A 19,129-nucleotide genomic window follows, 5' to 3' on the forward strand; every position below is an offset into this window, starting at 1 on the left:
GAGGATGATTAGCGCCATTATTCCAATGCCTTTGGGTGCATTCAAATAAGGCTTTCATGGCGGCTTCACCTAGGTTTTTACGACGCTGAGTTAAAGCACTTGGCGCAACAAATGGCTTACCCTCGCGGTCAACAATGTCGAGCATATTAACGACATCGGCCATCGATTTGTCATTATAAATAACCATCCCGATCAACAACCAAGCCATCGATTCTAGAGTTAGTTTTCTTTTTCGTAGTGTAACGGTTTCGGTCAGTGCATAGGCTTCTTCGATAAGAGATAAAGGGAGTAAGTCTGCGAGTGTTTCAACGTCATTAGGTTTGATGTTGTTAATAATATCGAGAGCATTAGAAAGTTGCATAAAAAAATCCGAATTCTACAAAAGAATTCGGATTCTTACATACCTAGAAGATCGTTCAAGTGCTATTAACTAATTCTTAAATGATCGGCATTAGCCTCTTGGCTTGCTTTAAATATCGTTATTTTAACACGAAAAATTAAACTTTTAAGTAATCCATAATACCTTCTGCAGCGTTACGTCCTTCAAAAATAGCAGTTACCACTAAATCTGAACCACGTACAATGTCGCCACCAGCAAATATCTTAGGGTTAGTAGTTTGATGTGTAAACTCACCTTGTTCTGGTGCGTTAATACCGCCCCAGTTGTTTATTTCTACATCGTATTTGTCTAACCAATCCATTTTGTGAGGCTGGAAACCAAACGCCATAATAACTTGATCAGCTTCAATAACATGTTCTGAACCAGGTACTTCTTCAGCACGGCTTCTGCCTTTTGCGTCAGGTTCACCTAATTTAGTTTTAACCATTTTAACGCCGGTCACTTTACCTTTATCGTTCAGTACAATGCCCTTAGGCTGAACGTTATACGTAAATATAACGCCTTCTTCTTTCGCGTTTTTAACTTCACGTTTAGAGCCTGGCATATTTTCTTTATCACGACGATAAGCACACGTTACTTTTGCAGCATTTTGTCGAATAGACGTACGCACACAGTCCATCGCTGTATCACCACCGCCAAGTACAACTACTTTTTGATTAGCCATATCAATACACGGTTGTTTTGTCTCGTCGTAGCCCATTACACGGTTCGTGTTACCAATCAAAAACGGCAATGCATCGTGAACACCCGCTGCATCTTCATTTTCAAGACCTGCACGCATACTCTGATACGTACCAACCCCTAAAAACACAGCGTCGTAATCAGCTAAAATTTGATCAAGTGTAATATCAACACCTACTTCAACATTTAACTTAAATTCTACGCCCATTTCAGTGAAAATTTCACGGCGCTTTTGCATTACTGATTTTTCAAGTTTAAAAGAAGGAATACCAAATGTGAGTAGTCCACCTATTTCTGGGTGACGATCAAACACTACTGGTTTAACGCCGTTACGGACCAAAATATCAGCACACCCTAAACCTGCAGGGCCCGCACCAATAATGGCTACTTTTTTGTCAGTCCATGTTACATAAGACATATCAGGCTTCCAGCCCATTTTAAATGCCTCATCAGTAATGTATTTTTCAATATTACCAATTGTAACCGCACCAAACTCTTCATCGAGCGTACACGAGCCTTCACACAAGCGGTCTTGTGGGCAAACACGCCCACAAACCTCTGGTAAGCTATTTGTACGATGAGAAAGCTCAGCCGCCTCTATAATACGGCCCGTGCGTATTAACTTTAACCATTGTGGAATGTAGTTATGTACTGGACATTTCCACTCACAGTATGGGTTACCACAATCTAAACAACGGTCAGCTTGTGAGTTAACCTGATTCTCTGAAAAGGGTTCGTAAATTTCTACGAAAGATTTTTTACGTGACGAGATTGGTTTTTTGCGTGGGTCTACACGCTGCACGTCTATAAATTGATATACATTTTCGCTCATACTGCCCCCTTATTGCGCCTGAACACGTAGTTCGGCACTACTGCGAGCGCGATGCCCGAGTAAACTTTTTACGTCACTTGATATTGGTTTTACTAATTTGAACATCGGTAAGTACAATTCAAAGTTAGCCAAAATACTTTCTGCTCTGCACGAACCCGTAAGCTCTAAATGCTCAGCAATTAAGCCGCGTAAATGTTCTTGATGCGACGTTAATTCGTCTAGTGTTACTATTTCCACAAGCTCTGGATTAATGCGTTTTTCAAAATCATTTCGCTCATCTAAAATATAAGCAAAACCACCTGTCATACCCGCGCCAAAGTTAACGCCTACATTGCCCAGTACACATACAACGCCGCCGGTCATGTATTCACAACAGTTGTCACCTACACCTTCAACAACCGCTTGCACACCTGAGTTACGAACTGCAAAGCGCTCGCCTGCACAACCTGCAGCAAACAGTTTGCCGCCTGTTGCACCGTATAAACATGTGTTGCCTGCAATTGTGGCTTTGTGACTTTCGAACGACGAGCCAAGTGGTGGACGAATAACTAACTTGCCACCCGCCATGCCTTTACCTACGTAATCGTTTGCATCGCCAACCAGTGTCATTTCAAGGCCACCGGCATTCCACACACCAAATGATTGACCCGCAGTACCATGTAGCTCAATTGCTACAGGATCTGCCGCCATACCTTGGTTGCCATATTTATCAGCAATATAGCCAGAAAGCATTGCACCTACCGATCTGTCCGTATTACAAATACGACTTACTAGTGAAATACCGCTTGAAGCATCAATTGCGTCTTGCGCCTTAGCAAGTAGGCTCTCATTAAGTTTTCCTAAATAATGTGAGCTATTAGGCGCACTACAATAAAGCGTTTCGCCAGTTGGGTTATTAGGCTGAGCAATTACTGAAGATAAATCAATTTTCTTCTGTTTTGCTGTTTTGCCTTCAATTGCTTCAAGCAAATCTAAACGACCGATTAAATCAGTTAAGTTTACAACACCCAAGCTTGCCATGATTTCACGTGCTTCTTGCGCTATAAACTTAAAGTAGTTCATCGCCATTTCTGGTAAGCCGTGGTAATGCTTTTGACGAAGTGTTTCGTCTTGTGTTGCAACACCGGTCGCACAGTTGTTTAAATGGCAAATTCGTAAGTATTTACAACCAAGCGCAACCATTGGGCCGGTACCAAAGCCAAAGCTTTCTGCACCTAAAATTGCCGCTTTAATTATATCTAAACCTGTTTTTAAGCCACCATCTGTTTGCAAGCGAATGCGATGACGCAGTCCATTTTCAACAAGGGCTTGCTGCGTTTCAGCAAGTCCTAGCTCCCATGGGCTACCTGCATATTTAACTGAAGTAAGTGGGCTTGCGCCTGTACCGCCATCGTAGCCAGAAATAGTAATTAAATCGGCATACGCTTTAGCAACACCTGTCGCAATGGTTCCTACGCCTGGTTCTGAAACCAGTTTCACAGAAATTAGTGCTTTAGGGTTTACTTGTTTTAAATCGAAAATTAGCTGCGCTAAATCTTCAATTGAGTAAATATCGTGATGTGGTGGTGGCGAAATTAACGTAACACCTGGAACCGAATAACGAAGCTTAGCAATATATGGGGTTACTTTTTCACCCGGTAATTGACCGCCTTCGCCTGGTTTTGCACCTTGCGCTACTTTAATTTGAATAACGTCAGCACTGCGTAAGTAATGCGGCGTTACGCCAAATCGACCTGAAGCGACTTGCTTAATACGCGAGTTTTTCTCGGTACCATAACGCAGCTTATCTTCACCGCCTTCACCAGAGTTTGAACAACCACCTAAGCGGTTCATTGCAATTGCTAGAGCCTCATGCGCTTCTGGCGATAATGCACCAATACTCATTGCTGCTGAATCGAAACGCTTGTATAGGTTTTCTGCAGGCTCTACATCATCGATGCTAATGCCTTGCTCTGGAATTTTAAGCGCAAGCATGTCACGTAAAGTGGCAATAGGACGCGTATTAACAAGTTTTGCATATTCACTGTAATCACTATATTCACCAGAACGAACTGCTTTTTGCAGGGTTTGGATTACATCAGGATTATAAGCATGATACTCGCCGCCATGTACGTACTTAAACAAGCCGCCGTGGCTTAATAATTTACGCTTACTTAGAGCGAGTTTGTGTAAGCTTTGCTGATCGTCATCAAAGTCGGTAAAGCATGCGCCCTGTATGCGACTCGCCACACCTTTAAAGCACATTTCAACAATAGCGTCAGATAAACCAACCGCTTCAAACAACATTGAGCAGCGATATGATGCAACCGTACTTATGCCCATTTTAGACATGATTTTGTATAAGCCCTTGTTAATGGCTTTACGGTAAGCAAGAGTTACTTCGCAATACGACTTATTAATAATTTTGCTGTCGCTCATTGCAACTAATGATTCATACGCAAGGTATGGATAAATTGCCGTAGCACCAAAGCCTAATAACACAGCAAACTGATGCGCATCACGCACGCTACCGGTTTCAATGATAATGTTTGATTCACAACGAAGATTGTTATCAACTAATCGTTTTTGTACCGCACCTACAGCCATAGCTGCTGGAATCGGCAAATTTGCTTCATTAAAGTTACGGTCAGTTAAAATAAGCATTATACAACCAGCGGCTGCTTTTTCTTGTGCTTGGTCACAAATACGCCTTACCGCATTTTCTAAACCTTCTTCAACTGTGTAGGTAATATCAATTTTACAGTAGCTGTAATGCGCTTCATCAGCATTTAATAGCTGCTGCATATCTGCGTACATTAAAATTGGCGTATCAAACTGTAGACGCTTAGCATGGCCTGTTGTTTCGTTAAATACGTTTTGCTCACTACCAATACATGTCGCAAGTGACATTACATGATTTTCACGCAGTGGATCGATAGGTGGATTTGTTACTTGCGCAAATTTTTGGCGGAAGTAATCATAAAGCGAACGATGCCCTTCACTAAGCACTGCAAATGGCGTGTCATCACCCATTGAGCCGGTTGCTTCTTGGCCGTTTTCACCCATTACACGAATAACACTATCAAGCTCTTCGTTGGTATAACCAAACATTTTTTGATATTTAGCTAGCGTTTCGTCATCAAATGAGCGATTACCGGCATCTTGTTCAGTAAGCTCTTCAAATGGTACTAAACGCTTAACGTTCTCCTCAAGCCACGACTTGTAAGGATGGCGAGACTTTAAATCTTGATCGATTTCATCTGAGTGCCAAATTTTGCCAAGCTTAGTATCAATAACTAATAATTCACCTGGACCAACACGGCCTTTTTCAACTACTTCATCGGCAGTGTAATCCCAAATACCCACTTCTGATGCAAGCGTAATAAAGCCATCTTGTGTAATTACATAGCGCGCTGGGCGAAGTCCATTACGGTCAAGGTTACAAGCCGCAAAACGACCATCCGACATAACAATACCTGCCGGGCCATCCCATGGTTCCATATGCATAGAGTTAAAGTCATAAAATGCACGTAAATCGTCGTCCATTGCACGGTTTTTCTGCCATGCAGGTGGTACGAGCATACGCATAGCGCGGAATAAATCCATGCCACCAGCTAAAAATAGCTCAAGCATATTATCTAGGCTTGATGAATCAGAGCCGGTTTCGTTTACAAACGGCGCTGCGCTTTGTAAATCAGGAATAAGCGGTGACGCAAACTTATATGAGCGTGCGCGTGCCCACTGGCGGTTACCTTCAATAGTATTAATTTCACCATTGTGTGCTAAATAGCGGAAAGGTTGAGCTAAAGGCCAACGCGGCTGAGTATTAGTAGAAAAGCGCTGATGGAAAACACAAATCGCACTCGTCATACGAATATCAGCTAAATCTAGGTAAAAATTTGGTAAATCTGCAGGCATCATTAAGCCTTTATAGATAGTTACCAAACCAGATAGACTTGCGATATAGAAAGCTTCGTCATCAACAATGCGCTTTTCAGCGCGGCGGCGTGCTACATATAAGCGACGCTCTAAGTCTTTAGAACGCCAACCTTCTGGCGCGCTAACAAAAATTTGTTCAAAACCTGGTAATTGCTGTACAGCAATAGGACCCAACATAGATGGGTCAGTTGGCACAACGCGCCAACCTAAAATATTTAACGTTTCTTTTTCTAATTCTTCGCTAAGTATTTGTTTTGCAGCTTGCGCTAAAACAGGGTCTGAATTTAAAAATATCATACCCACTGCGTAGTTTTTGCCTAAGTGCCAGTTATGTTCACTAGCAATAGCACGGAAAAAGCTATCTGGTTTTTGTAATAATAAACCACAGCCATCACCTGTTTTACCATCGGCAGATATACCACCACGGTGCTGCATGCGATCTAGCCCCGTAATAGCAGTACGAATAAGCCTATGACTAGCTTGACCATTAACTTGGGCTATTAAGCCAAAGCCACAATTTTCTTTTTCTAACTTTGAGTCGTATAACATAGACCCCTCCCCTTGCTGCACTGTTAGCGTGGATGAACTGCTCGACGATTTGCTAACAGACGGACAAAACTAGCCTCTATCTTAAATAGAGTCAATAGCACTTTGAATACATATTCACATTCTTGAATATTTCTCACTTCATAGCAAGATTTCTTTTTATCATTATTTTTAACATTTAGCGTTATTTCAACCACTATTTTTTCATGACACTGGTGTCAAGTTTAACATATTGTAAAAAACACAAGCCTTCAGTGTGCCAGCTTACGTAAACGTAAAGGCAACCGAAAGTGAATAAGTATTCAGCGCTAGAGGGGCTATTCAGTTAACATTTAGATAGTTTTATGCTATTTCATTACTTTAATGGCTTAACATCCCCGATTATTGCTGCTCATTAGTATAGTTATGAAAGTTCATGTCATTTTTTGTACGTTAATAGTGAATTTTTATTTAAAACTATGTCCGATGCGGACACATAAACTGTCCGCGGACATAAATTCCAATAACAAAAAAATAAAATCACTTAAATATCAATAGGATAATAATTGGCATATTAATCGTATAGCTTTATATATAATCGCTAATTGGAATTACTATGTTTACTCTAAGCTTATTTTTACTCTCTCCTATTGCCGCTATTTGCACAGCAGCTTTATTACTGCTGTGCGAAAAATACATAAAAGCAATTTAGGGGAAATTAAATGATTAAAGATACCAGCGCACAAGACATACAAGTAAAGGCACCTATAAGCTATAAAAAATACGCGATAATCACTGCGATTGTTTTCATTGTGGTCTCTACAATTGCTTATATTTTTTTAACGAGCCATAGCGCTAAAAGCTCTATTAGCCGCTCAAAAGTACAGATTGCAAAAGTACATGTTAAAGCGCTCATTCGAGACATTGCCGCCAGTGGTAAAATTGTTGCTGCTAATGCTCCTAAAATCTACAGTCCAGAACGTGGATTTATAGATTTAAAAGTAAAGGCCGGCGATACAGTAAAGCAAGGCGACACTCTTGCACTGTTGCAAAGCCCTGAGTTAACTAATGAATTAAAGCAACAGGAGTCTGTACTTAAAAGACTTGAAGGCGAACAGCAAAGGCAGCATTTGCAAGCAAGACGCCAAACACTCACTTTAAATAAAACACTCGATATGGCACAAGTTGAGCTTAACGCCGCTGAGCGCGAAAATCGTCGCGCACAGTTATCAATACAAAAGCACTTAATTAGCCAAATTGATCTAGAAAAAGCAGTTGATGATTTATCCCGAGCTAAGCTCTCCTATAAGCATGCGCAGCAAGAGGTATTGCTTGCCAAAGACACGCTCGCTTTTGAACTACAAGCTGCTAAAAGTGATGTGACCCGCCAACAACTTATTGTTGATGACTTAATCCGAAAAGTAAGCAACCTATCTATTAAGGCTACCGTTACAGGGATCGTGGGTAACCTATTAGTGCAACAAAAAGCCGCTGTGACGCAAAGCCAACCTCTTATGACTCTCGTCGACTTAAGTAATTTTGAAGCCGAACTCCAAGTTCCTGAAAGTTACGCAAACGAATTAGGGCTCGGTATGGAAGTAGAGCTTAAGTTAGGCAATGAAACAGTGATGGGGAATTTATCCGCCATATCACCAGAAGTTAATAATCGTGAAGTAACAGCACGCGTCCGGTTTAAAGGTGTTACTAACAACATTCGTCAGAACCAACGCTTAACTGCACGTATTTTACTCGACAACCGAGAAGGTGTAATGCAAGTAAAGCGTGGTGCATTTATGCAGCAAGGCGGAATTATAGCTTATAAAGTCGATGGCAATATCGCAAAGCGTATACCTATTACAATAGGCGCCACCAGCATTAATGCGGTTGAGCTTTTAAGCGGACTAAAAGAAAACGATGAAATTATTATTTCAAGCTACAGCGACTTTAAGCAAGCCAACACGATTTTATTAAATTAAACAGACGTTCTCAACCAACGCTAAAAATAATTAGGAACAACCATGTTACAAATGAACAATGTAAGTAAAGTATACCAAACAGAAATGGTACAAACCCATGCGCTTCGAGATTTTAATCTGCAAGTAAACGAAGGCGAATTTATTGCTGTTACCGGTCCTAGCGGCTCAGGAAAAACAACCTTTTTAAATATTGCAGGTATGCTCGAGCCTTTTAACGAAGGTGAATACCTGTTGGATGGCGTTAATGTTGGCAGCCTAAACGATAACCAACGTGCTGATTTACGTAATCAAAAAATTGGCTTTATATTCCAAGGCTTTAATTTGATCCCCGATTTAAATTTATATGAAAACATAGAAGTTCCTCTTCGCTACAGAGGGATTAAAGCAAATGAGCGAAAACGTCGAATTGAGCAATGCCTTGAACAAGTTGGTTTAGCATCTCGCGCTAAACACTTACCTCAACAACTCTCTGGTGGCCAGCAACAACGTGTGGCAATAGCCCGTGCGCTTGCTGGTGAACCTCGTTTTTTACTTGCCGATGAGCCAACAGGTAACCTTGACAGCTTAATGGCTCGCCAAGTTATGGAGTTACTTGAACAAATCAATCGCGACGGTGCCACTATTGTAATGGTAACGCATGATAGCGAATTAGCTCGCCGTGCTCCGCGTAATATTCAAGTAGTTGATGGGCAGCTTGCCGACTTTACACTTTATCAGGGCGCGCAAACTATAAAAACAGCATCGGGGGTTTAACTAATGTTTATTCATTATTTAGATTTAAGTTGGCGCAGCTTCAAGCGCACCCCACTGGTTAGCTTTTTAATGGTACTTGCCATTGCGATAGGTATAGGCATAACAATGACCAGCCTAAGTGTTTATCATATGATGTCGGCCGATCCTATCCCAGAAAAAAGCAGCCAACTTTACAGTGTGCAATTACAAACAATGGACGATGGTAGTACGTGGTGGACAGAAGATAACATGCCACTGCAACTGACCTATCAAGATGCTGAGAACTTATTAAACGCACCCACGTCAGAGAAAAAAGTGGCTATGATGCGTACCGGCTTTTCAGTTTATTTAGACTCCGACAAAATAAAACCTTTTATAGGTAATGCTCGCATGACAACGCCTGACTTTTTTAGCATGTTTAATTTGTCATTTCTATACGGAGGGGCTTGGAGCAAAGAGCAAGAAGACTCAGCCGCACCTGTGGTTGTTATTACCCAAGAGATAAACGAGAAACTATTTGCAGGAAAAAACTCTGTCGGCAAGCTGATTTACTTAGATGATGCAAGCTATCAAGTAGTTGGTGTTATTAACCATTGGCCTCTCAATATTAAATATTATGATTTAAATAACGGTGCATTTAATCAAGTAGAAGAGTTATTTATGCCCTTTAGCTTAATAAAGGCAAAAGAGCTAGTAAGTTGGGGCAATAGCAATGGATGGAAACACGAAAACACACCAACCTTTGCAGATAAACTGCAATCTGAGCAAGTATGGATCCAGTTTTGGGCAGAGCTAAATACGCTTGAACAAAAACAAGCCTATCAAAATTACTTATTAGCCTACATGCAAGAACAACAAAAGCGTGGTCGATTTAATCGTAAAGAACTTGAGTATAAACTTCGCGATGTAAACCAATGGATGCAATACAACAACGTCGTCACCGAAGACAATAAAATTTTAGTGGGCCTGAGCTTTATGTTCTTAGGTGTCTGCTTAGCCAATATTTTAGGTTTACTTTTAGCTAAGTTTTTACGCAGAGCACCAGAAGTAGGTGTAAGACGCGCATTAGGTGCTAGTAAAAGGCAAATATTTTTACAGCACTTAGTTGAGGTCGCCATGCTTGGCTTTATAGGTGGCATGCTAGGAATTGTACTAGCACAACTTGGCTTAATGGGCGTAGGGCAAAGCTACGACTACTATGAAAACTTAGCGACAATGGATTTAACCATGCTATTGAGCGCCCCATTGATTGCAATTACAACCTGCATTTTGGCTGGTTTGTACCCAGCTTGGCTAGTGTGTAAAACCAACCCTGCTATTTATCTTAAGAGCCAATAAGGGATTTAACAATGTTAGAAATAAAACCTATATTTAACGCCTTATGCCGCTCAAAGGTGGGCGCTGTATTACTGCTAATTCAAATTGCAATCACAACGGCAATAGTCAGTAATGCTGCATTTATCATTCAAGACAGAATTAGCTATTTAAACCAAGAAACGGGCTACCCTGAACAAGATATATTTAAGTTTAATGTAATGACCTTTGGTACTGATATTAACTTAAGTCAGCAGTTTGAGCTTGATGAAAGCATGCTTAGAAAAATGCCAGGCGTGGTCGATGCCGCATTAAGCAGTAGTATTCCACTATCAGGGAGTGGCAGCGCTTCGAGCTTTAATTTAAAACCTGCTCCACAAGAAGGCCTAAGTGTCAGGACCGCTTATTTTTTTATAGATGACCACGCAATTAATACCTACGGCGTTAACTTAATTGCAGGGCGAAACTTTACCGAAGATGAAGTGCTAGTTACAAACGAAATTACACAAAAGCGCACCAACGTCACTATAGTCACTAAAGCCTTACTTGATGAGCTCTACCCTGATGGAGATGGTTTAGGAAAAATAGTTTATTTTGGCGACCTACCACTTAAAATTATTGGCGTGATCGGGAAAATGAAAGGCCCGTGGCTCAAAGACAGTAAACCCGATAATCTTGCGTTTATTCCTTATATTAAAGCAGCAAGTTATGCACAAGTTGCCGTTCGTACAGAGCCTGGTCAGCGAGCAGCTGTAATGAAAGAAATAGAAAATACTATGCTCGAAAATTACAGCAAACGCGTTATTAATAACATTAAAGGACTTGATGAATTAAAAAATGAGTATACCGCTCAAGATCGCCTCATGATGCGCATGCTCATAGTATTAATCACTATTTTAGTGCTTATAACCGCTCTCGGTATTTTTGGCTTAACCTTATTTAATATTAGCAAACGTACTAAGCAAATTGGTACACGCAGAGCACTTGGCGCAAGAAAGTCAGCTATTGTTAGCTACTTTTTAGTAGAAAATGCATTAATTTGTAGCCTAGGTTTAGCCTTAGGTGTAGTAACAGCAATACTGCTTGGGAAAATGTTAATGCAGTATTTTTCTGTAGCTGCACTACCGCCAAGTTATATAGCCGTTACCGCCATTGCCGTATTTTTAATGAGCTTACTTGCGGTATTAGCGCCGGCTAAACGCGCTGCTAATATTTCGCCCAGTATCGCAACTCGCACAATTTAACCTAGAATCCGCTTGAGGTAGATTTATTATCCAGAGTTTAGGTTACTAAATCATGCAAAAATCACTATGCTACACTGATTAGTAAGGCAGTGTAGCCATTATAAAATTATAAAAATAACCTATGACTCATAAAATACTCATTGTTGATGATAACCAAGCAGTACTCGATGCACTTTCATTGTTGCTCGAGATCCACGACTTTCCGGTAGTCACTGCAACAAACCCGTTTGATGCTCTGCAAATAGTTCGCTATCAGCGAATTGAGCTTGTAATTCAAGACATGAACTTTACCAGCGACACAACCTCTGGCGAAGAAGGTAAAGCCTTGTTTTATGAACTACGAGAAATAAACCCACACCTCCCTATTATACTTATTACAGCCTGGACCGAACTTGCTACCGCTATTGAGCTTGTAAAAGCAGGTGCTGCCGATTACTTACCAAAACCCTGGGATGATGCAAAACTACTAGTTTGTATCGCTAACTTAATAGAGCTAGGCAGTGCTAAAAAAATAGTTGCTACACATAATCGCCATCAACAAGAGCGTGAAGGTACATTTAAAGGCGCAGACCTTGCCGGGCTAATATTTAAAAGCACGGCTATGGAACGACTGGTCACTATGGCGCTCCAAGTAGCTAAATCTGATATATCTGCATTAATTACAGGCCCTAATGGGAGTGGTAAAGAGTGCATTGCGCATATCATTCAAAAAAACTCCCCACTTGTATCGCAACCTTTTATTAAGGTAAACGCAGGCGCACTACCACAAGAACTTATAGAAGCCGAACTTTTTGGCGCTGAAGCCGGCGCATACACGGGGATAACTAAACAACGTATTGGTCGATTTGAAGCAGCTGATGGCGGTACATTATTTTTAGATGAAATTGGTAATTTACCACTCTCAGGGCAAATAAAATTACTACGCGTAGTACAAACCGGCGAGTTTGAACGTTTAGGCTCAACACAAACACAAAAAGTAAATGTGCGAGTAATATCGGCTACTAACGAAAACTTACTACAAGCAATTGAACAAGGTCGATTTAGGGAAGACTTATATTATCGCCTTAATGTAATTGAACTCAATGTGCCTGCCCTTAGCGAAAGGCAAGATGATGTTTTAGCACTCATTAGCCACTTCTTACCTCACCGAGAGCTGACTATAAACACAGAGCAAGCACTTCAACATTATAAATGGCCAGGTAACGTTCGAGAGCTAGAAAACGCCTGTAAACGTGTAGCGGTACTAAAACCAACAGGTGCGCTTACCGTCGATGACTTTGCACTTTCGTCATCGGTTACTGCTCAACAAGAAGCAAAAGCAGAGCCGACCAAACAGGAAATAGAACACGCAATGCGCGCTCATCAAGGTGTTATAGCCAAAGTGGCCCGTGAATTTGGTTTAAGCCGACAAGCACTTTACAGGCGGTTACAAAAAATGGGTATTGATTATTAATGCCAAACATTATTAGCCACTTTACCCTAAGCCAAAAGGTTGTGTTAATTTGCGCACTTTGTAGCGCGCTGCCTGTTTTTATTATTGCCGCACTTAGTGGTTTTGATATGTACTACACTCTGTTTTTAATATTACTAACGCTTGCATTTAGCACCTTGCTTTCAAGAGCTCTCACCAAGCCAATAAAGCTTGGCATGCAATCGCTCGAAACCGGGTTGCTTAATTTTAAAGATGGTGAGCTCTCCAGCTTACTAGCGTATAAAAGTAATGATGAACTTGGAAAACTATGCCGACTTTATAATCAAACCGCTAAACAGCTTCGCCAAGAAAAACAATGGATTTACCAGCGCGAGTTAATGCTTGATAAAGTATTGCAAAGCTCGCCGCAAGCGTTATTACTGGTCAATGATAATAATACGGTGGTATTTAGTAATTTAATTAGCCGTAGTTTATTTAATAGCGCAACCCGCCTTGAAGGTATGCAGCTAAGTAAATTGCTCGAAAATTCGCCCCTGCAATTAATAGCAGCTATAGAGCACGGTGTTGATGGCCTCTTTAATATAGAAATAGAGAATCAAGACTCGCAAACTTGGCATTTAGCCACCGGGGAGTTTTTACTCAATAACCAAAAGCATCATTTATATATATTTAAACAATTAACCCGTGAGCTTAGTCGCCAAGAAGTTGCCGTGTGGAAAAAGGTAATACGCATTATCAGCCACGAATTGAATAATTCACTCGGCCCTATGTCGTCCATGTTACACAGCGCACAATTGCTCGCAAATAAAGTTGATGAGCCCCGCCTTGCCCGTGTATTTGCAACTATTGATGAGCGAATTAGTCATTTAACTGAATTTGTACAAGGCTATGGCAAGTTTGCTAAATTACCTCAGCCACAAAAAACACGGATTAACTGGCAAAACACACTCAATAATTTAAAGAATCACTGGCAATTTAGCTACGAAATAAAAAATTCACACAATGAATTACAAGCTGATCAAGCCCAACTCGAGCAGCTGCTCATAAACTTATTAAAAAATTCACACGAGTCAGGCTCCAACGCCAATGAAATACATATTCAGGTCGAATTTGTACCCCAAGCTTGTGTTATAAATGTGAGCGACTGTGGCAAAGGAATGAGCGAGCAAGTAATGGCAAATGCTTTAGTGCCCTTTTATTCTACAAAAAGTACGGGGAGTGGTTTAGGGCTAGCCTTATGCAGAGAAATAGCAGAAGCGCACCAGGGGCATATAAGTTTACATAACAAAATAGAGGGCGGCTTAAACGTACAAGTGAGCCTTCCTTATTCGTAAATTCACAAAAATTAAAAACAACAAAGCCACTTAAAAAGTGGCTTTGTGTTTAAAGAGCTTAATAACCTGATAGCAGGTTGAGTAATAAAATTACTCTGCGTCAGCTTCTTTATATTTAGCAGCAGTTTCTGTAATTAACGGCTGTAATTCACCGCGTTGAAACATTTCGATAATAATGTCACAACCACCAACTAACTCGCCATCTACCCAAAGTTGTGGGAATGTTGGCCAATTTGCGTATGCTGGAAGCTCAGCACGAATGTCTGGGTTAAGTAAAATATCAACGTATGCAAATGGTTCACCACATGACATTAACGCTTGCGATGCTTGTGAAGAAAAACCACAATTAGGTAATTTTGGTGACCCTTTCATGAAAAGGATTATTGGGTTTTCTGAAATTTGCTGTTTAATTTTATCAATGGTTTCCATCTACAACCTCAAAGTAACGATAGCTAAATATATTTAGGTCTTGAAAATAACTCATCGTGACCACAAATATATAACTTAATATGGGCAAATAAAGCCGCAATTGAAATAGTCTTTCGCAATAGCATTGCTGTTTGCTTAAACTTGAGTAAAATACTCAACAATTATAGTAACACTATATTACCGCTTGGTATAGGTAACTGCTCTGTTTCAACAGACATTACGTATTACCAAATGGACTATCAACCAAAGAAGATGGAGATAAAAAAATGGCATTTGAACTACCGTCACTACCATATGCAATCGACGCACTTGAGCCACATATTTCAAAAGAAACACTAGAGTTTCACCATGGCAAACACCACAACACTTACGTGGTTAAGCTTAATGGTTTAATCCCTGGTACTGAGTTTGAAAACAAATCTCTAGAAGAGATCGTATGTTCATCAGAAGGCGGCGTATTTAACAACGCAGCACAAATCTGGAACCATACTTTTTACTGGAACAGCTTATCTCCAAACGGCGGCGGCGAGCCTACTGGCGCAGTTGCTGATGCAGTCAACGCCAAATGGGGTTCTTTTGATGCGTTTAAAGATGCATTAAATGACAAAGCAGTAAATAACTTTGGTTCAAGCTGGACGTGGTTAGTTAAGCTTGCTGATGGTTCACTAGACATCGTTAATACATCTAACGCTGCTACACCATTAACTGATGATGGCGTTACTCCAATCCTTACAGTGGATTTATGGGAACACGCTTACTACATTGATTACCGTAACGTTCGTCCAGATTACCTTAAAGGTTTTTGGTCGCTTGTTAACTGGGAATTCGCGAACGCTAACTTCGCTTAATTAGCCTTTAAACGCTAATGTAAAAAAGACGCTTAGGCGTCTTTTTTTGTTTCTTGTTTATCACACCTAAGCGCCTCATCATTTAATAAAACACTTTTAGTAACATGATCTTTTTTCACTTAAATTTTTAATTTTATTGCACAAAAATACAAATTCGTGACTAGACTTTAAAATGTAAGCACCTTTTTACAGCGGGTTTCGGAGGTTATTATGACGATTTTTGAGCATTACCAAGCACGATACGAAGCGGCACAGGAAGAAGAATACAGTATCGCTGAATTTCTTGAGATTTGTAAAACCGATAAGTCTGCCTACGCCAGCGCACCAGAACGCCTACTCATGGCAATTGGCGAACCAAACATGGTAGATACCGCAACGGATGCACGACTAAGCCGGTTATTTTCTAATAGAGTAGTTGCGCGCTACCCTGCCTTTGCTGATTTTTATGGTATGGAAGACGCCATTGAGCAAATAGTCTCTTATTTAAAACACGCCGCCCAAGGGCTTGAAGAATGCAAACAAGTGCTTTATTTACTTGGACCTGTTGGTGGGGGTAAATCATCCATTGCCGAAAAACTAAAATATTTAATGCAACAAGTGCCTATTTATTCAATTAAAGGCTCTCCGGTAAACGACCATCCTCTTGCATTATTTGACCCAATAGAGGACGCCGAGGTACTTAAGCAAGAATACGGTATTAAACCGCGCTACTTAAAAACCATTATGTCCCCTTGGGCTGGCAAACGCTTAAAAGAATTCAATGGTGATATTAGCCAGTTTAGAGTGGTTAAGCGCTACCCCTCAATTTTAAACCAAATAGGCATTGCCAAAACCGAACCTGGAGATGAAAACAACCAAGATATTTCGGCGCTAGTGGGTAAGGTCGATATTCGCCAGCTTGAGCACTTTGCTCAAAACGATCCTGATGCATACGCCTACTCTGGCTCTTTATGTTTAGCTAACCAAGGGCTGATGGAATTTGTAGAAATGTTTAAAGCGCCTATTAAAGTGCTGCATCCTTTACTTACCGCAACCCAAGAAGGTAACTATAACGGCACAGAAGGCATTAGTGCTCTGCCTTTTAATGGCATGATCCTCGCTCACTCTAATGAGTCTGAGTGGCAAACCTTTAAAAACAATAAAAACAACGAAGCATTTTTAGACCGTGTTTATATTGTAAAAGTACCTTACTGCTTACGTGTAACTGAAGAAATTAAAATTTACGACAAATTACTTGAGCACAGCGAGCTATACAACGCGCCATGCGCGCCGGGTACACTTAAAACATTGGCGCAATTTACGACGCTATCACGTTTAAAAGAGCCAGAAAATTCAAGTATTTATTCTAAAATGCGGGTATACGATGGCGAAACTCTAAAAGACACCGACCCTAAAGCAAAATCGTATCAAGAGTATCGTGATTACGCAGGTGTTGATGAAGGTATGACGGGGCTCTCTACTCGCTTTGCGTTTAAAATTTTATCCCGCGTGTTTAACTTTGATACCACAGAGGTTGCCGCAAACCCAGTGCACTTATTTTATGTACTTGAGCAACAAATAGAGCGCGAACAATTTTCAAGCGAAATAGAAGAGCGTTATTTAAGCTTTCTAAAAGGCTATTTAATTCCGCAATATGTAGAGTTTATAGGTAAAGAACTGCAAACCGCTTATTTAGAATCGTATTCAGAATACGGACAAAACATTTTTGACCGTTATGTTATTTATGCAGACTTTTGGATACAAGACCAAGAATATCGCGACCCTGATACGGGACAACTATTTGACCGCGAGGCACTTAATGCCGAACTTGAAAAAATAGAAAAGCCAGCAGGTATTTCTAACCCTAAAGATTTCCGTAATGAAATAGTGAACTTTGTATTGCGTGCCCGTGCGCATAACAACGGTAAAAACCCACTATGGACAAGCTACGAAAAACTACGCACGGTGATTGAGAAAAAAATGTTCTCTAATACCGAAGATTTACTCCCTGTTATTTCGTTTAATACTAAAACGTCTGCAGAGGATCAGCAAAAGCACGAAGACTTTGTGAACCGTATGGTCGAAAAAGGCTATACACAAAAACAAGTTCGCTTGCTTTCTGAGTGGTATTTACGGGTTAGAAAATCGCAATAACCTTCATAGTCGTAGTATATAGGAGGTCAATATGGCGCATTTTATAGATAGGCGTTTAAACGGTAAAAACAAAAGTACGCTTAATCGCCAGCGCTTTATTAGGCGCTATAAAAAGCAAATTAAAGAAGCGGTTTCAGATGCGATTAACAAGCGCAGCGTTACAGATTCAAGCTCTGGTGAGAGTATTTCTATTCCACAGCGCGATATCAGCGAACCTACATTTCATCAAGGGCAAGGCGGGAATAGAGAACAAATTCACCCAGGCAACGATCAATTTTCTACAGGTGATAAAATTGAGCGCCCTAAAGGCGGACAAGGCGGCGGTGCCGGTGAAGGTGACGCCAGCGATTCGGGCGAAGGACAAGATGAGTTTGTATTTTCAATATCAAAAGATGAATACCTTGATTTACTGTTTGAAGATTTAGAGCTCCCCAACTTACAAGAAAACCAGCTTGATAAGTTAGTGCAAATGAAAACCCATCGCGCAGGGTTTTGTAGTGATGGTATACCTAGCAATATTGATATTGTCCGCTCATTACAAGGCTCGCTTGCACGGCGTGTTGCCATGAGTGCAGGTAAAAAACGCCGTTTAAAAGAGCTCGAAGAACAACTTGCTCTGCTGCTTGCTGGTCCACATAACGATAAAGCAGCAATTGCTTTATTACAAAAAGAAATTGCAGCATTAAAAGTGCAAATTAAGTCGGTTCCATTTATTGATAACTACGATTTACGTTTTCGTAATTACGAAAAACGCCCTCATCCCACCAGCAAAGCGGTGATGTTTTGTATTATGGATGTGTCAGGCTCAATGGATCAGCCAACAAAAGACATGGCAAAACGGTTTTATATTTTGCTCTATCAATTTTTAACACGCAGCTATAAAGACATAGACGTTGTTTATATTCGCCACCACACACAAGCAAAAGAAGTAGACGAGCAAGAGTTTTTTTATTCTCAAGAAACTGGCGGCACTATTGTTTCAAGCGCACTTAAATTAATGAACGAAATAATAAAAGAGCGTTATCACGCAAACGAGTGGAATGTATACGCCGCACAAGCCTCTGATGGCGATAACTGGGCGGACGACACCCCGCAGTGTGGTGAAATTTTACGTAATAAGCTCTTAAGCGCAGTACGCTATTTTGCTTATATTGAAATAACCACTCGTGCCCATCAAAGCCTATGGCGCGAATATGAATCCATAACACACAGCCATAATAATTTCGCCATACAGCATATTCAAAGCGTTGAAGATATCTACCCAATTTTTAGGGAGCTATTTAAAAAAGGTCGTCAGCAGCAAAACTCTGCATAGCCTAAAGCGAGGTAGC

At 40.7% G+C, this 19,129-nt stretch carries 13 protein-coding genes; 9 read left to right on the forward strand and 4 right to left on the reverse strand.

Going from position 1 to position 19,129, the window contains the following annotated elements; translation table 11 throughout:
* The 3 genes from I6F44_RS16390 to gltB form a co-directional block, all read right to left on the reverse strand.
* Positions 1-361, reverse strand: a 361-nt coding sequence (locus tag I6F44_RS16390; protein WP_197174199.1) for a transposase domain-containing protein, incomplete at its 3' end; no start/stop codon positions are given.
* Positions 362-497: 136 nt separating this feature from the next.
* Positions 498-1,913 carry an FAD-dependent oxidoreductase gene (locus I6F44_RS16395; protein ID WP_197174200.1) on the reverse strand — a complete coding sequence of 472 codons (1,416 nt, stop codon included), beginning with the start codon at positions 1,911-1,913 and terminating at the stop codon, positions 498-500.
* Positions 1,914-1,922: 9 nt separating this feature from the next.
* Positions 1,923-6,380, reverse strand: a complete 4,458-nt coding sequence (gene gltB, locus I6F44_RS16400; RefSeq protein WP_197174201.1) for a glutamate synthase large subunit — start codon at positions 6,378-6,380, stop codon at positions 1,923-1,925.
* Between the two features lie 698 nt (positions 6,381-7,078).
* Between gltB and I6F44_RS16405 the strand changes: the two genes are divergently transcribed.
* From I6F44_RS16405 to I6F44_RS16430, 6 genes are all read left to right on the forward strand, one after another.
* Positions 7,079-8,332 (forward strand): efflux RND transporter periplasmic adaptor subunit, encoded by a 1,254-nt coding sequence (locus I6F44_RS16405; protein WP_197174202.1) that lies wholly within the window; start codon positions 7,079-7,081, stop codon positions 8,330-8,332.
* 42 nt (positions 8,333-8,374) lie between these two features.
* Positions 8,375-9,085 carry an ABC transporter ATP-binding protein gene (locus tag I6F44_RS16410; protein WP_004335374.1) on the forward strand — a complete coding sequence of 237 codons (711 nt, stop codon included), beginning with the start codon at positions 8,375-8,377 and terminating at the stop codon, positions 9,083-9,085.
* 3 nt (positions 9,086-9,088) lie between these two features.
* Positions 9,089-10,402, forward strand: a complete 1,314-nt coding sequence (locus I6F44_RS16415) for an ABC transporter permease (RefSeq protein ID WP_197174203.1) — start codon at positions 9,089-9,091, stop codon at positions 10,400-10,402.
* A gap of 11 nt (positions 10,403-10,413) precedes the next feature.
* Positions 10,414-11,622, forward strand: a complete 1,209-nt coding sequence (locus I6F44_RS16420) for an ABC transporter permease (RefSeq protein ID WP_024607684.1) — start codon at positions 10,414-10,416, stop codon at positions 11,620-11,622.
* Positions 11,623-11,743: 121 nt separating this feature from the next.
* The gene (locus I6F44_RS16425) at positions 11,744-13,075 is read left to right on the forward strand and encodes a sigma-54-dependent transcriptional regulator (RefSeq protein ID WP_197174204.1); all 1,332 of its coding nucleotides are present in this window, start codon (positions 11,744-11,746) and stop codon (positions 13,073-13,075) included.
* Positions 13,075-14,388 (forward strand): sensor histidine kinase, encoded by a 1,314-nt coding sequence (locus tag I6F44_RS16430; RefSeq protein WP_007584583.1) that lies wholly within the window; start codon positions 13,075-13,077, stop codon positions 14,386-14,388. Before I6F44_RS16425 ends, I6F44_RS16430 begins: the two co-directional genes overlap by 1 nt.
* Positions 14,389-14,478: 90 nt before the next feature.
* Here I6F44_RS16430 and I6F44_RS16435 read toward each other — a convergent pair whose 3' ends face one another.
* Positions 14,479-14,817 (reverse strand): Grx4 family monothiol glutaredoxin, encoded by a 339-nt coding sequence (locus I6F44_RS16435; RefSeq protein WP_004335359.1) that lies wholly within the window; start codon positions 14,815-14,817, stop codon positions 14,479-14,481.
* 266 nt (positions 14,818-15,083) lie between these two features.
* Here I6F44_RS16435 and I6F44_RS16440 point away from each other — a divergent pair, with 266 nt between their 5' ends.
* The 3 genes from I6F44_RS16440 (at position 15,084) to I6F44_RS16450 (ending at position 19,113) form a co-directional block, all read left to right on the forward strand.
* Positions 15,084-15,665, forward strand: a complete 582-nt coding sequence (locus I6F44_RS16440) for a superoxide dismutase (protein WP_197174205.1) — start codon at positions 15,084-15,086, stop codon at positions 15,663-15,665.
* A gap of 210 nt (positions 15,666-15,875) precedes the next feature.
* The gene (locus I6F44_RS16445) at positions 15,876-17,798 is read left to right on the forward strand and encodes a PrkA family serine protein kinase (protein WP_165722493.1); all 1,923 of its coding nucleotides are present in this window, start codon (positions 15,876-15,878) and stop codon (positions 17,796-17,798) included.
* 31 nt (positions 17,799-17,829) lie between these two features.
* Positions 17,830-19,113, forward strand: coding sequence for a YeaH/YhbH family protein (locus I6F44_RS16450; protein WP_197174206.1), 1,284 nt, complete (start codon positions 17,830-17,832; stop codon positions 19,111-19,113).
* The last annotated feature ends 16 nt before the right edge of the window (positions 19,114-19,129 follow it).

The organism is Pseudoalteromonas sp. NZS11_1 (genome assembly GCF_015864275.1).
GTDB classification, from domain to species: Bacteria; Pseudomonadota; Gammaproteobacteria; order Enterobacterales; family Alteromonadaceae; genus Pseudoalteromonas; species Pseudoalteromonas arctica.